Annotated in this window: 16 protein-coding genes; 8 read left to right on the top strand and 8 right to left on the bottom strand. The window is 65.7% G+C overall.

All coding sequences use genetic code 11. From position 1 onward, the window contains the following. Positions 1–126: 126 nt before the first annotated feature. Genes V5A19_RS09205 through V5A19_RS09220 form a run of 4 tightly spaced genes read right to left on the bottom strand, consistent with a single transcriptional unit; the run spans position 127 to position 5,564 of the window. On the bottom strand, positions 127–1,734 hold the full coding sequence (locus V5A19_RS09205; protein ID WP_443081436.1) for an HD domain-containing phosphohydrolase: 1,608 nt from the start codon (positions 1,732–1,734) through the stop codon (positions 127–129). A gap of 53 nt (positions 1,735–1,787) precedes the next feature. Next, positions 1,788–3,353: a FecR family protein gene (locus tag V5A19_RS09210; RefSeq protein WP_332318829.1), complete on the bottom strand. Its 1,566-nt coding sequence runs from the start codon at positions 3,351–3,353 to the stop codon at positions 1,788–1,790. An 11-nt stretch (positions 3,354–3,364) separates the two neighbouring features. Further along, positions 3,365–4,726 (bottom strand): tetratricopeptide repeat protein, encoded by a 1,362-nt coding sequence (locus tag V5A19_RS09215; RefSeq protein WP_332318828.1) that lies wholly within the window; start codon positions 4,724–4,726, stop codon positions 3,365–3,367. Positions 4,727–4,781: 55 nt separating this feature from the next. Beyond that, a complete protein-coding gene (locus V5A19_RS09220; protein WP_332318827.1) occupies positions 4,782–5,564 on the bottom strand; it encodes a 3',5'-cyclic-nucleotide phosphodiesterase in 783 nt (260 codons plus the stop codon). Here V5A19_RS09220 and V5A19_RS09225 point away from each other — a divergent pair. Genes V5A19_RS09225 through V5A19_RS09240 form a run of 4 tightly spaced genes read left to right on the top strand, consistent with a single transcriptional unit; the run spans position 5,563 to position 8,016 of the window. Next, entirely contained in the window at positions 5,563–6,042 is a 480-nt protein-coding gene (locus V5A19_RS09225) for a hypothetical protein (protein ID WP_332318826.1), read from the top strand. The two genes, V5A19_RS09220 and V5A19_RS09225, sit on opposite strands and share 2 nt — an antisense overlap. Before the next feature lie 51 nt (positions 6,043–6,093). Continuing rightward, positions 6,094–6,588: a hypothetical protein gene (locus V5A19_RS09230; RefSeq protein WP_332318825.1), complete on the top strand. Its 495-nt coding sequence runs from the start codon at positions 6,094–6,096 to the stop codon at positions 6,586–6,588. Next, entirely contained in the window at positions 6,524–7,315 is a 792-nt protein-coding gene (locus tag V5A19_RS09235; protein ID WP_332327765.1) for a GspE/PulE family protein, read from the top strand. Before V5A19_RS09230 ends, V5A19_RS09235 begins: the two co-directional genes overlap by 65 nt. Further along, positions 7,228–8,016, top strand: coding sequence for a GspE/PulE family protein (locus V5A19_RS09240; protein WP_332318847.1), 789 nt, complete (start codon positions 7,228–7,230; stop codon positions 8,014–8,016). Before V5A19_RS09235 ends, V5A19_RS09240 begins: the two co-directional genes overlap by 88 nt. 18 nt (positions 8,017–8,034) lie before the next feature. Here V5A19_RS09240 and V5A19_RS09245 read toward each other — a convergent pair whose 3' ends face one another. Next, positions 8,035–8,655, bottom strand: a complete 621-nt coding sequence (locus V5A19_RS09245; protein ID WP_332318824.1) for a hypothetical protein — start codon at positions 8,653–8,655, stop codon at positions 8,035–8,037. Between the two features lie 130 nt (positions 8,656–8,785). On the opposite strand from V5A19_RS09245, the gene V5A19_RS09250 reads away from it, so the two are divergent. Beyond that, a complete protein-coding gene (locus V5A19_RS09250; RefSeq protein WP_332318823.1) occupies positions 8,786–8,917 on the top strand; it encodes a hypothetical protein in 132 nt (43 codons plus the stop codon). Positions 8,918–9,105: 188 nt separating this feature from the next. Beyond that, positions 9,106–9,774 (top strand): O-methyltransferase, encoded by a 669-nt coding sequence (locus V5A19_RS09255; RefSeq protein ID WP_332318822.1) that lies wholly within the window; start codon positions 9,106–9,108, stop codon positions 9,772–9,774. 170 nt (positions 9,775–9,944) lie between these two features. On the opposite strand, the gene V5A19_RS09260 is transcribed toward V5A19_RS09255, so the two are convergent. Further along, entirely contained in the window at positions 9,945–10,619 is a 675-nt protein-coding gene (locus V5A19_RS09260) for a glycine zipper 2TM domain-containing protein (RefSeq protein WP_332318821.1), read from the bottom strand. A 375-nt stretch (positions 10,620–10,994) separates the two neighbouring features. On the opposite strand from V5A19_RS09260, the gene V5A19_RS09265 reads away from it, so the two are divergent. Together V5A19_RS09265 and V5A19_RS09270 are read left to right on the top strand one after the other, a co-directional pair. Continuing rightward, positions 10,995–11,501 (top strand): hypothetical protein, encoded by a 507-nt coding sequence (locus tag V5A19_RS09265; RefSeq protein ID WP_332318820.1) that lies wholly within the window; start codon positions 10,995–10,997, stop codon positions 11,499–11,501. A 167-nt stretch (positions 11,502–11,668) separates the two neighbouring features. Continuing rightward, on the top strand, positions 11,669–12,364 hold the full coding sequence (locus V5A19_RS09270; protein ID WP_332318819.1) for a hypothetical protein: 696 nt from the start codon (positions 11,669–11,671) through the stop codon (positions 12,362–12,364). Positions 12,365–12,483: 119 nt separating this feature from the next. Here the strand turns inward: V5A19_RS09270 and V5A19_RS09275 are convergent, their stop codons facing one another. Next, positions 12,484–12,789, bottom strand: a complete 306-nt coding sequence (locus V5A19_RS09275; protein WP_332318818.1) for a DUF190 domain-containing protein — start codon at positions 12,787–12,789, stop codon at positions 12,484–12,486. Beyond that, on the bottom strand, positions 12,786–13,160 hold the full coding sequence (gene crcB, locus V5A19_RS09280; protein ID WP_332318817.1) for a fluoride efflux transporter CrcB: 375 nt from the start codon (positions 13,158–13,160) through the stop codon (positions 12,786–12,788). The genes V5A19_RS09275 and crcB overlap by 4 nt, the downstream gene beginning before the upstream one ends. Positions 13,161–13,232: the final 72 nt, after the last annotated feature.

The following is a 13,232-nucleotide window of genomic DNA, read 5'->3' on the forward strand; positions in this document are numbered from 1 at the left end:
TATCAAGAGGCCTGGAAAGGGTTCCTCGACGCGGCGGGTAGGAAGGCGGTACGGAACGACAGGGATTCCGGCTTGCTCCCCGCCGTTGTCCGCGTCCTCCGTGGTTCAATCCCTGTTTTATCCAGCCTAAGGCGTATAGCCGGGGATACTCGGCTCGTCCACCTCATCGATCTGCTCGGGCTTGAGGAACCGGCGGGCGTAATCCAGATAGACCCGCTGACGGATGAAGAGGTCGAAAACGTCGGCGTCGAAGTGGTTGTCCTGGCACATCCGCCCCATGATGGTCAGGGCCTCGGAAAGGGTCTTGGCGCTCTTGTAGGGGCGGTCGGCGGCGGTCAGCGCCTCGAACACGTCGGCGATGGCCATCATGCGGGCGCCGGTGGGGTTGTCGTAGCCCACCAGGCCCTTGGGGTAGCCCTGGCCGTCCATGCGCTCGTGGTGGCCGCCGGCGAGCTCCGGCACCCGCTGCAGATGCCGGGGATACGGCAGGGACTCGAGCATGTCGATGGTCACTCGCATGTGGTCCTTCATCACCTCCCGCTCGGCCTCGGTCAGGGTGCCCTTAGGGATGGTCAGGTGCTCGATCTCCTCATCGGCCAGTAGCGGGCCCGCGGTGCCGTCCGGCCCCTGACAGCGGCGGCCAGCTATGGCGCGCACCTGCTCCTGCTCCTCCGGCGGCATGTACTCGCCGCCGATGTTAACCCGCCGTAGGAAGTCCCGCTCCTCGTCCAGGGTGGCCTGCTCGGCGGCCAGCGACGCCTCGCTGGCCCACTCGGCGGGCTCCCGGCCGGCATCGGCGGCCGCCAGGCGCTCGCGCAGCGCGCGGATCTCGGCGTCGCGCTTGGCCACCTCGAAGCGGCTAGCCACCTCCTGGATGCGATCAAACAGACCGTGAAGCTTGGTCTCCTTGTCCATGACCGGCTCCGGCGTGGTCACCTTGCCGCAGTCGTGCAGCCAGGCGGCGATCTCGAGCTCGTAGCGCTGTTCCGGGTCGAAGGCGAAATCGGGCTGCTTTAGCCGCTCGGAATGGTTGGCGGCGTCGGCGATCATCATGGTCAGCTGCGGCACCCGCTGGCAGTGGCCGCTGGTGTGCTTGGACTTCTCGTCGATGGCCCTGGCGATCAGCCGGATGAAGGCCTCGAACAGCTCGCGCTGAGCGTCGATCAACTGGCGCTGGGACAGGGCGACGGCCGCCTGGGCCGCCAGGGCCTCGGCCAGGCGGCGATCCGCGTCGGCGAACGGGGCCACTTCGCCGCCGCCGTCGCAGGCATTGATCAACTGGAGGACGCCGATGACCGCGTCCTCGTGGTTAATCAGGGGGATGGTCAAAAAGGATTGGGAGCGGTATCCGATGCGCTCGTCAAAGGCGCGGGTGCCGGAGAAATCGAAGCCCTCGGCGGCGTAGGCATCCTCGATAGCGACCGTTTCCCGGGCCAGGGCGGCGTGGGCGGCGACGTTGTGGTGGTTGGGGCAGCCGTCGTCAAGGTGGAGCGGCACCGAGTCCAGCGTCACCGGCTCGCTGGTGGTGCCGCCCATGGCCACACCCAGCGAGTCGTTGCGCAGGGTGCGGAACAACAGGGCGTCGCCGGCTTCGTTGAGCAGGTAGAGGGTGCCGCCGTCGGCATGGGTGAGCTCCTTGGCCCCGATCAGGATCTGCTCGGTGAGCCGCTCGGTGTCGGCTTCGGCGGAGAGGGCCGTCCCCAGCTCGGTGAGGCGGTCCAGGCGGCCCAACACCTCTTCGGCTGACCTTTTAGACCTGGCGTTGGGATTCCCCTGTAGCATTCCTGTTACCTCTCCAGCACCCCGGAACCCGCGTAAAAATTACCCGCGTTGTTCCCCTTAAAGGAGAAGACTGCCCCCCCGGCTTGCGGGCCCACAAAATGCCCAATCAAGTGCCCTTGCTCCGATGCGCCTGTCACCAATTCAAGATCAAATTCGGGGGACAGCGGCTGAGAGGCCGTCGATAAGGTCCAATTATCAACCAAACCGTTAATGGAAACCAATGCCGAATCAATTACCTGACCAGTAAAGTCCACCCCCATTGCCACCGTGCTAAAAGCGTAAGAATTGCCAGCATCATCTGTCGGCGTCGTACTGCCGGTCAGGGTATAATTAGCCGATCCGGCAAGTTCGTCCAAATGGTCCTGGGCCGTTAGGTTTTCGCTGTAAGCAAAATGGAGATCGCTCCCGGTGTTTAAACTGGGGGAAGTGCTTAAATCGCCCGCATCCCAACGTCCCCACGTCGCCCCCAGCTCTTCGTTCTTCTCAAGTTCTACGGGAGCACCCAAAGCTGTCATGGCGAATGTCCCGTTTAAAACATTGGGAGCTTCCAATTCCTCCACGGCACCGGACTCCCGGGCCACAACAGTGTCGCCTGCGCCGGCTTGGCCGAGTCCTGTCGCATCAAACAGAACCGGGTCGCCAGATATGCCCGCGAACGCAGCAGCAGGCGGGGTAGAAACCCCTTCAATCCGGCCGAATCGGTTCACCCGCTCCAGGCCCTCGAACCGCTGGTCGAGCTCAATCACCTCCAGCCCCCGACCGGCAGCTGCCACGGCATTCAGGAAGCTTCCCGGGTTGGGACGTTCACTGGCCAGGGTGAGCTCTTCCGGCTCACCCCTGTCAGCGACTGTAGTTCCGGTTAGGATTCCCTCCGGGGGCTTCAGCATGACCTCGGGCCGGTCGCTGTGGGAGGTCACGCGGAAGTAGCGGTCGCCGCCGAAGGCGCGCTCGCCGGAGTTGTTGGCGACCCCGATGCGGCCCTCGGTCACACCTCCGTAGAGGCCGTCGGGGACCTCACCGCAGTCGCCCCGGCAAAGACGCAGAAGGTACTGGGTACCGCGGATGCCGATGGAGGCCACCGGGGTCTCCACCTCGTACTCCTGGCCCTCGCCCCCGCCCACCGTGCCGGTGAGCGTGCGCATGCCGCCCTCGAGCAGCTCCATGACGGCGCTATCCCGGTCATCCCCGGCGCTCTCGGCCCGGTAGCGCCTAACGGTAAAGCGGGAATCGGGCTTGATGTCGGTCAGCCCCTTGTCCTTGAAGCGAATCTGGGCCCGGCCGGACTCACCGGTCACCACGGTTTCGCCCTCGTGGACCTTGGATCGGCGCTCGAGGGACCGTCGGTCGCTGTCGGGGGTGATGGCCGCCACCTCGCCCACCTGGCTGATCACCCGGCCCACCACCTCGCCAGTCTGAGCGGCGGCGGGCCCGCCCAGGGATAGGGCCATAAGGGCCAACACGCCAGCGAGCAGGCCCGTGGGCCGCCTTGCTCTACCGCGGCGCTGCTGGGCAGCCCCGGCGGCGATTCCGGCAAAGGGGGCCAAGGCGAAGTCGGATAGCCGGGGAAGCATGGCCGATCCCCTCAGAAGTGCTCGTAGCGCAGCCGCAGCCAGGCCCGGGTGCGCTCGTAGTCGTAGACGGTCAGGTTGGCGTCGTTGGCGGTGTAGCGCACCTGCGGACCCACGCGCCAGTGGCGGGTGGGCTGCCAGTCCACCCCCATCTCGGCCCGGTAGTAGGTTTCCTCACGGGCTTCCAGGAACAGCTGGTGCTCGGCGTCGTAGTCGCTGCGACGGACCTGGCCGCCGAGATCCACCCGCCATTCGGGGTGGAGTATGAAGCCCAGGCTCAAGCGGGCACCGTAGATATCGCGCTCGGCGATGGCCCGGGCCCGGTCGGAATCCGCGTCGGCGACCTCACCGCCGCCGAAGGCCTTGAGGGACAAGGCCGGTCGGTAAGGGCCGCGAAACAGGTGGTCGCCACCCAGCCCGGCGGTCCACAGGCGCGAATCGCGGATGCCCTGGTCGGGATAGTCAATCCAGTCCATGCGGGCGAAGGCGGTGCCGGCGGTGGTTTCGGCGAAGGCGTAGCGGTACTCGGCGCTGGCGCCGTAGCGGTTCTGATAGACGTCGCCGTCCAGCAGGAAGGGCTGGAGGCGCCCCGCCAGACGCAGTCGCGAGAAGTCTCCGCGCCACTCCCAACCGCCCTGGTAGGAGAAGCGGCCAGTGTTGAAATCGCTCTCCTCCGCATGACCGCGAACTCGAAAGTCAAAGGCGCCGAACACACCCGTGGTGGGCGACAGCGGCCGGCGCACCTCAGCCCCTCCGGACAGCTGCCAGAAGGCGTCCTCCCGGGCCTGGCTGGAATCGCTGAGGTTGAGCTCGAACAGACCGTCGAAAAGGGCAACGCTGTCGGCCTCGGTGGCGCTGTTGACGTTGCTGTCCCAGCCGCCAGCGAGGTCGACGTAGGCGGTGGCGACCGTTTCGTAGCGGTCACTCCGCCGGCGGATGGCCTCCAGAAAGCGGTCGATGGTGGCCTTGACCGATTCCGGCGGTGCCTGGGCCATAACCGTGCGGAATGCCTCGCGAGCGCGGGGATCCTCGCCGAGCAGGAAATAGCCCCGCGCCAGCTCCAGGCGGGCCCGGTCGTGGCCGGGCTGGCGCATGAGGACGCGCTCCAGGGCGAAAACTCCCTCGGCCACGTGACCGGCCTCGATTGCCGCCACGCCGTAATAGAAATCAAACCGGGTCCGGCCCTCCAGCTCGGCACGGTGATCCCGGGCCAGCTGGTAGGCCTGCTCCATGCGGCCCTGCTCCACCAGCCGCTGGAGCCGGTCGAGATCGAGCTGGGCATGGACCGTGGCGGCCCAGGCCAAAAAGAGGGCAACGAAGGCCCACCGGCAGCGTTCGAGCATGGCTTCGGCCCTTGCCTTGCAGTTCTCGACCACGGCGTCCCCTTAGCCGGCGGCACGCGGTTTGGGGGGCCACCCCCGCCTATTCGCCTTAGCGTAAGGGCAAAACCTCCCCCGAGGCCAATGACCGCACCTCCCGATCCGGCATGGCAGCACGGCACTGCTCCACGATCCTCGCCTCCTTGCCCGGCATGGTGTGGGTAATCCAGACCAAGGGCTCGTGGGCCAGCTTGGACAGGTCGGCGGCCAGCGATGCAGGTGTATAGTGCTTGGCGGCAGCGGCCAGCTCGGCCTGCTCATCGGGGAAGGCCGCCTCGACAATCAGATGGTCAAGCCGCCGGCAACCGTTCAGGCCCTGCCAGAGGTCGTCGTTGGTGGTGCAATCGCCGCTAAAGGCCAGGGCGGTATCGGGCGCTTCCATGTGGTAGCCCACCGTCGGCACCGCATGGTGCCCGGGAACCATGGTCACGGTCCGGGCGCCCCCCAATGGGTAGCTCTCCCCCGGCTCCAAGGGGGCGAGCTGCACCACAGGACCCTCCGGGTGGGGGAGCCGGGTGAAATCGGGCCAAAGGACGCCATTGAAGATATGGCTGCGCAGGGCATCCAGGGTGACGGTCTGGGCGTGCACGGTCAGCGGATGTCGGGCGGGATCGCTCAGGGCTTCGAACAAAGTGTCCAGCAGCAGGGGCAGGAAGGCCACGTGATCGAGGTGGCAATGGGTCAGAAAGACATGGCGGATCGCGGCCATCTCGCCGAGGGTCAAATCGCCCACGCCGGAACCGGCGTCCACCAGGACATCGTCGTCCAGCAGGAAGGCAGTGGTTCGCGCCCCCTGGCGGACACCCCCGCTGCACCCCAGTACTCGCAGCTGCATGGGCCCTCCTGCCATCGGCTTTGCCCGCTTCGCCAAAAACATAACCCGGAGCGCAGAGCCTGTATACCGCCCGGGCCCCTCCCCAAAACGGCTCCGGCTGGCTAGGCTGGCACAGGAACGGACCACCACCGGGATCCTTCATGCCGTCCGGCAACCAGGCAACGAACCTCTCCGGCAGCCAGCGGCCTACCCAGCCCCGGACATCCGCGAGTACCAGCGCCGGCCCCACGTCATCCTCCGCCGCATCCACGACGCGCCCACCTTCGACGAGGCGCTGCCCCAGTTGGAGGCGGAGATGCTGGCCCTCGTGGGCGCCGAGCGCATGACCGTCTATCAGCGGGGCCGCCACAACCGGGAGATCGTGTCGCGCTTCAAGACCGGCGAGGAGGTCCGAGGGATCCGGGTACCGGTGGGCCCCACATCGGTCGCCGGGTATGTGGCCCTGACCCAGGAGCCGGTCCGGATCGAGGACGTCTAAGACGACGCCGAGCTCAAGCGGATCACCCCCCACCTGGGCTTCGATCGCAGCGTGGACCACCGGACCGGTCTCCGGACCCAGTCCATGGTGGCGGTACCAATCAAGCAGGGCGCCGTGCTGCTGGGGGTGCTCCAGATCCTCAACCAGTCGCCTGGCGGCGTCTTCGGCACAGCGGACGCGGAGCGCGCCCAGGACCTTGCCCGGGTCATTGGTCAGAAATACCGCTACGACCTTCGCGGCACCAACGGACCCTTCCAGCACTTGGTCGACCGCCGCCACATCGACCGCGAACGCCTGGGGGAGCTGCAAAACCGGGCCCGGCAAGAGACCACCAAGGTCGTCCAGCTGCTGCTTGAGGAAGGCCTGTCGGCGGCAGCGGTGGGGGAGTCCCTGGAACACTACTACCAGGGCCCCTTCCTGCCCTTTGATCCCGACAGCGAGCCCCCCCAAATCGGTCCTCGACCGCTTCAAGCGCAGCTATCTGCGCAACAACCTCATTGCCCCGGTGGCGCTAGACGACAGCATGGTTACGGTGGTCGTGGATAACCCCAACGACACCAATCGCATCATTGAGCTTCAGCAGTTCCTGCAGGGATACAATTTCGACATCCGGGTGGGCCTCCCGGACGACATCCTGCGCTTCCTGGGTGACAATGTGGATACCGCCTCGAACAATAGTGGCGATCTGGCCGATCTAGTGGGCCAGCTCGGGGGCGACCGGGAAGCGCCGGAGACCATGGAGGAGGCTGGCGGAAGCGGCGACGCCTTGGTGGACGAGAACGAGGCCACCGTGGTGCAGCTGGTTAACCGGCTGATCGTGGATACCTACAAGCTGGGGGCTTCGGATAGCCACGTGGAGCCGAGCAAGGGCAGCGACCCGGCGGTGGTGAGAATGCGGGTGGATGGCCTGTGCCGGACCGTACTGCGCATTCCGGCCAGCCACATCCAGGCGGTTCTGCCCCGCATCAAGATCATGGCCCGTCTGGACATCACCGAGCGACGCGACCCCCAGGACGGCAAAATCGCGGTCAAGCTCAAGGGGCAGCCTGTGGAGCTACGCGTGGCCACGCTGCCCACGGTCAACGGCGAGAATGCCGTTATGCGCCTTCTGGCCTCCGGCGCGGGCCCCTGCCCTTCGACAAGCTCAACCTGTCGCCGCGAAATCACCGCGAGACCGGGGAGCTCATTACCCACCCGCACGGTCTGTTCCTGGTGGTTGGCCCCACCGGCTCCGGCAAAACCACCACCCTCCACGGCGTCCTGGGCGAGCTGAACACTCCCGATCGCAAGGTGGGGACCGCCGAGGACCCGGTGGAGATCACCCAGAAGGGGCTGCAGCAGGTCCAGGTTCATCCCAAGATCGGCTTCGACTTCGCGGCCGCCCTGCGTGCCTTTCTGCGAGCCGACCCGGATGTCATCCTGATCGGCGAGACCCGCGACCGGGAAACCGCCGAGAGCGCAGTGGATGCCTCGCTCACTGAGCACATGGTGCTGTCCACCGTGTACACCAACTCGGCCCCGGAGACCGTCACCCGCCTGCTGGACCTGGGCCTGGACCCCATGAACTTCGCCGACTCCCTGCTCGGAGTATTGGCTCAGCGCCTCATGCGCACCCTCTGCGATGCCTGCAAGGAGCCCTACACCCCGGGCGGTGACGAATGGGCCCACCTGGTGCATGCCTACGGCGAGGCGGCCTTCCGGCAGCTTGGCTTGAGGCGGGAGGACGCGGTCCTGTACCGCCCCAAGGGCTGCGACAAATGCGGCCGGACCGGCTACCGGGGCCGCACCGGGATCCACGAGCTGCTGGTGGCCACCCCCGAGATGCACAAGGCCATCGCCGGCAGCGCCTCCATCCAGGAGATCCGGGAGCTCGCCCACGGCGAGGGCATGCACTACCTGATGCAGGACGGCGTGGCCAAGATCCTGCGGGGCCAGTCGGATTTCACCCAGCTGCGGCGGGTAATCGCGGAGTAGGTGGGTGGGTGGGCGGGTTCAGCGGGCACCGAGGATGCGGGTGAGCTCGCCGTAGAAGCGGGCCGCATCGTCCATCATGGCGGCGGCGACCGGGGCCACCTCCTCTGGACGGGGTGCCTCCTCTTCCTCGGCGAGCATGTAGGCGTCGGTGGCGCCGATGGCGAGGATGAAGGGGAAGGGCTCGGCGCCGGGGAATTCCCGCCAGGCGCGGCGGTACTCCTCGGCCATTTGCAAAAACTCTTCAAGCTCCTGCTCCGGCAAGGCCTCGCCGCGCAGCTCCCCCCATTGCTCCATGACCTCCCGGAGCTGCTCCCGGCCGCTCTCGTCGCTGGCCAGGGTCTCGTCCAGAGCGATCAGCACCAGGCCGGCGTCCAGGTTGAGGGCATTGCCCAGCTCCGTCGGCGGCTCGCCCTGGTAGGCATAGAGCTCGCCCTGGGCCATGGACTCCAAGCGCTGGTCCAGGCGATGGGCGATGGATTCCACCTGATCGGGATACAGGGGCTCGACGGGGGGACCACCTGCGGGCTCGTCCTCTTCGCCGCCGCGCATACGCACGGGGACCTCGGCACCGCTTTCGGTATGGCCGCCGATCCAGCCCCGAACGGTCTCGGCAGCCTTGTGAAGGAATCCGGTGTCCATGGGGAATTTCCTTGCTAAAGTGGTTGGATCCGGCGGTTACGGTCTACCCGCACCGACCGGGGCCGGCCCCCTTGAGCGACATTACCCGCGAACGGATTAAAACCAACCACCCTGGGCAGAGGGAACCGGCTTGGCGGAAATGGCGTTAAACGCGGTCATCGTGGTGCTGGTGCTGGCCGCGATTCTGGGGCCCCTGGCCGCCCTGCGATACCTGGCGCTTCTGGAGCGCCGTAAAGGCGAACGCCAGAAGGACAAGGGCTAACCTACCGCTTTCCGGGCCAGGGGGAGACCAATCATTGACCCCGCCGCTGGCGTTGCCAAGGGGCATGCTTGGTTCCCAACTCCGGCGGGGCGCCACGCCGTTTTACCTACATGGGGATCTTCCTCCCCGGTCGCAACCCCCGGTAAAGTGGCCGCCAGCGGATTCCTTTCGACAACCCGAGGTAGCCCATGTCCCTGCAAAGTTTCGGACTGGATGAGCGCACCTACCAATACCTGCTCGATCACACCCCGGCGGAGCCCGAGCCTCTGGCCCGGCTGCGGGCCGAGACCGCCGAGGATCCCAAGGCCAATATGCAGATCGCGCCCGAGCAGGGCCATTTCATGGCCCTTCTGGCCCAACTCATGGGCACCCGTCGCTATTTGGAGATCGGTGTATTCACCGGCTATTCCAGTCTGGCGGTGGCCCGGGCCCTGCCCGCCGACGGCGAGGTGGTAGCCCTGGACAACAGTCCCGAGTGGACCGATGTCGCCAAGCGCTATTGGCAAGAGGCCGGTGTGGCCGACAAGATCCATCTCTATCTGGACGAAGCCGACCGAAGCCTGGACACCCTTGTCGCCACCGAGGGGCGATCCGGCGATTTCGATCTTGCCTTCATCGACGCCGACAAGGAGAACTATCCGGTCTACTGGGAGTACTGCCTGGAGCTGGTACGACCAGGCGGGCTGATCCTGGTGGACAACGTCCTGCGCTACGGCCGGGTGGCCGATCCAGCCTGGTACGGCGACCCCATGACCGAAGCCATTCGCACCTTCAACGACAAGGCGGTAGCGGACGAGCGGGTGGATCTGGTCATGCTGCCCATTGCCGATGGTCTGACTCTGGCCCGCAAGCTCTGAACACCGCGGGCAACGCAGATTCGGCTTTCAGGGCTTTGGCTCAACTTGCCGGGCCAGGATGCAAACGCGCTCTCCGGCCCTTTTAGGGGGACCGGAGGGGCCCGCTTTTTTGCAACCCAGAGCGCATCGCCCTCGTTACCGCTCGGGCCCTTACCGAGGGCTTTTGGGGCCTACATACCCGCTCCGGCAGCCTTGGGTAAGCTCTCGGAAAGCTTGTTCATCAGCTTCGCCGACTGCTCCCGGCGCTGCGGGCTCATCTGCTCGCCCGCCAAACCGCCGGCTGCCGCTCCGGTGGCTCCGCCCGCCACGGCACCGGCGGTGCCTTCCATCTCGGAGCCGGCCACGGCACCGGTCACACCGCCAATCAAGGCGCCCGTCTCCCCCGCCATGCCGGTGCTCGCGTTGCCCGAGGCGCTCCAAACCACGGCGGCACTCTCGGGATCCATCATCTGGATGCTCATCTCCATCGTTTCGCCGTATTTGGGCACATTGATGGTTACCACCGCGTCAACGTTGAGGATGCGCCCGACGGCGGTGGCATTCTGGGCCCGGGTCATGTCCGAATTCTGGAACTCCTGCTCCTTGATCACCTCCCGGATCTGCTGGCGCTCAACCGGGCTGTACCCCTTCTCCAAAAGGACCTTATTGAACATGACGGCGAATTGGTTCTCGGCCGCCTCCGAGCCCCCGCCGCCGGCGCCGTCGACACCAACGACACCGACACGCTCAACCTCGGAAAATTCATAGCCGGCCTTGGTCTGGCCGCTACCGGTCGTGGAGGCGCACCCCGCCAAAAGCACCATTACCGCCACAATACTACCGGCCTTCCAAAACATCTGTCGCATGGCTTCCTCCTGATGGCCAGAATTGATTATTCGAGGGCCTTTGAGGGCCAGCGCAACGCCTGGGTGGCCCTGTCCCGGCTTAAGGGATCTGATAGACATCGTGGAGCATCCCGGCCTCTTTTACTAGAAGGGAAGCGGGCCCCATAGCAGTCCTACGACTTGAGAGGTGGGGTCCGCCTTGGCCCAAAGCCCCGCAAGCTACCGTGTTGACACGGGTGGCTAGCTTTGTCCTACTTCGTCACAGGAGCCCCTGGCCACTTCTCCGCCTTTTGTCCGAGCCACGGAGCCTTTAAGGGATGGTTGGCTGGTGGCATCGGGAGAAGCTAGGCCAGCGCCCCGATAGAGCGGTTGGGTAAGGACACCAAGGAGAAAGCGATGCGGGGTATAGGCTGGGCCACCGGACTGTTGGGGTTGGTTTTCCTTTTCGGCGCTCAGGCCGTCGCTGACACCAATTACCAGGATTACTTGTCCGCCCTACCGGAAAGCATCCAGGGGATGGAGCGCACCGGGGACCCGGAAGGGGTGAACAGGAAAGGCGCGGACCAGGATTGGTCCGCGGTGGAGCAAAGCTATGCCGATGATAAGGGGCGGGAGGCCAAACTTACCATTTTGGCCGGGACCCAAACCTCCGCTTACAAGCAGTACAAGAAAATGTCCCGAGTCCACATGGAAAACCCCGAGAAACTAATCAAGTCCCTGGAGGTATCCGGTTACGACGGGGTAATGGATCTGGACAAGACCGGGAATGAAGGGACCGTGGCCCTTTTCCTCGGCCCCGAAACCCTGGTGGTCCTCGAAGCGGAGGCCGTCACCGGGCCAGACGAATTGCAGACCCTGGCTGAGGACCTGCCCCTCGAGGCGATCAATGGCCAAACCCCCTAGCTTGCGGACAAGTCCGCTTCGGGCCCCTTTGAGCTCCCCGAAAAAGCAAGCGTCCGAGCAAGCCAGCCGGTTCCAGTTTTAACCTGAGGAAGACCCGGGAGGCCATCTAGCGGACAAGTGGCCAACCTCCGGACCCCCTATTCCACACACGCGCCACAGGAGCAAGCATGCGAGCACGAGGAAGCCGAGTAGGATGGCTAGCGGGGCTACTGGCCGCACCCGCCTTGGCCATGGGGGCGGGAACCGCTTCCGTTCAAAACGAAGGCCAAACCGTGGATGTGGCGTGGGAGAGCCAGAGCAAGGCCCGCATCGATCCCCAGGGCCGCCCCGGCTACCTGGTGATGCGGGACGACAAGCTATACAGCGTTTCCACCAGGGGCAACCGCACCATGGTCATGGACCTGACCGCCATGGCCGGCATGATGGGAGCCATGCGGGGGCAAATGGGGGGGCAGGGGCCCTCCACCAGTCCCGGCCCGGAAGAGGCGGTGGAGGTGGAATCTATGGGCGCCACGGGCGACTCGGAGGTGGTGGCAGGGATCCAGGGCGAGGTCTACGAAGTCCGCTGGCGGGACAAGGATGGCCAGCTCCACACGGATCAAGCCGTTGTCAGTGATAATCCGGTGGCCGTGGAGCTGGCAGCGGTCATGGAAGAGGTCAGCCGGACTTTCGCCGAAGCCATGGACAAGGACCACAGCGGTGCCGTGCAGAGCGCGCTCTCGGACCGGGGCCTGGGCATCCTGCGTTACGATGACATGCATCTGACCGAGATCGCGGAGGAATCCCCCGGCGCCGGCGCCTTCGAGCTGCCGGCGGAGCCCATGGACCCTTCCGATATGGGCGGCATGCCGGGAGTGCCTTAAGCGACAGGCCCAGCCACAATCCAGTCCGCCCGAACGGGGGTGGGTCCGGTAACAGGGCCCGCCCCCTGATTGTTGCGCTCGGCGGTCTTGTACCGCATCCGGGGCCAAACGCCTCGGGGTCAGGCGTTGGTGAAGGCGCTCCAGACCACCAGGTGACCCGGCTCGAACCATTCGGCGATGCGATCCAGGACCGGATCGGCCCGCTCGGGGAGATCGAAAAACTCCACTGTCAGCGGCAGATCGAAGGCCAGGTCGGGCAAGCTCTCGCCATGCATCCGCCCGGAGCGTCCGAAGCCGCTGGTGCCTCTGAACACGGTAACGCCCATGACCTCCTCGCGGTCGTGCAGCTGCTCCAGCAAGGGCTCAAGAAAACGATCACCCTCGGTTAGGTAAATCCGGACCACGGTCACTTCGCGCCGATTCATAGCTTTCGCCCCGCGATCACCCCCAGCCAGACCGCCGCCAGGCACAGCGCCACATTGAGCACCACATTGCCCACCGCCCGCAGGCGAGCGCCGTTCTCGACCAGGTTGAAGGTTTCCATGGAGAAGGTGGAGAAGGTGGTGAAGGCCCCCAGGAGGCCCACCAGCGCGGCAGCCCGCCATTCCGGGCCAAGCCCCGTGCGGTCCAGGAACACCACCGACAAAAAACCCATGCCCAGGCTTCCCAGGGTATTCACCACCAGCGTCCCGTAGGGGAAGCCGACGCCCAGCAGGGCATGACTGACCAGCGAGGTCCAGTAGCGCAGCACGGCGCCGAGGGCGCCGCCGGCGGCGACGGCGAGGGTGTAGGTCATGACGGCACCGAGGTTAGCAGTGTTCAGTGTTCAGTGTTCAGTGTTCAGTGTTCAGTGTTCAGTGTTCAGTGT

Source organism: Thiohalorhabdus sp. (assembly GCF_036628635.1).
Taxonomy (GTDB): domain Bacteria; phylum Pseudomonadota; class Gammaproteobacteria; order Thiohalorhabdales; family Thiohalorhabdaceae; genus Thiohalorhabdus.

What these genes read in the sequence shown, in the direction of transcription:
- V5A19_RS09210 (WP_332318829.1), bottom strand. Translation starts at nt 3,353, where the DNA reads ATGCTTCCCCGGCTATCCGACTTCGCCTTGGCCCCCTTTGCCGGAATC.
- V5A19_RS09225 (WP_332318826.1), top strand. Translation starts at nt 5,563, where the DNA reads ATGGGCCCTCCTGCCATCGGCTTTGCCCGCTTCGCCAAAAACATAACC.
- V5A19_RS09220 (WP_332318827.1), bottom strand. Translation starts at nt 5,564, where the DNA reads ATGCAGCTGCGAGTACTGGGGTGCAGCGGGGGTGTCCGCCAGGGGGCG.
- V5A19_RS09245 (WP_332318824.1), bottom strand. Translation starts at nt 8,655, where the DNA reads ATGGACACCGGATTCCTTCACAAGGCTGCCGAGACCGTTCGGGGCTGG.
- V5A19_RS09255 (WP_332318822.1), top strand. Translation starts at nt 9,106, where the DNA reads ATGTCCCTGCAAAGTTTCGGACTGGATGAGCGCACCTACCAATACCTG.
- V5A19_RS09260 (WP_332318821.1), bottom strand. Translation starts at nt 10,619, where the DNA reads ATGCGACAGATGTTTTGGAAGGCCGGTAGTATTGTGGCGGTAATGGTG.
- V5A19_RS09265 (WP_332318820.1), top strand. Translation starts at nt 10,995, where the DNA reads ATGCGGGGTATAGGCTGGGCCACCGGACTGTTGGGGTTGGTTTTCCTT.
- V5A19_RS09270 (WP_332318819.1), top strand. Translation starts at nt 11,669, where the DNA reads ATGCGAGCACGAGGAAGCCGAGTAGGATGGCTAGCGGGGCTACTGGCC.
- V5A19_RS09275 (WP_332318818.1), bottom strand. Translation starts at nt 12,789, where the DNA reads ATGAATCGGCGCGAAGTGACCGTGGTCCGGATTTACCTAACCGAGGGT.
- crcB (WP_332318817.1), bottom strand. Translation starts at nt 13,160, where the DNA reads ATGACCTACACCCTCGCCGTCGCCGCCGGCGGCGCCCTCGGCGCCGTG.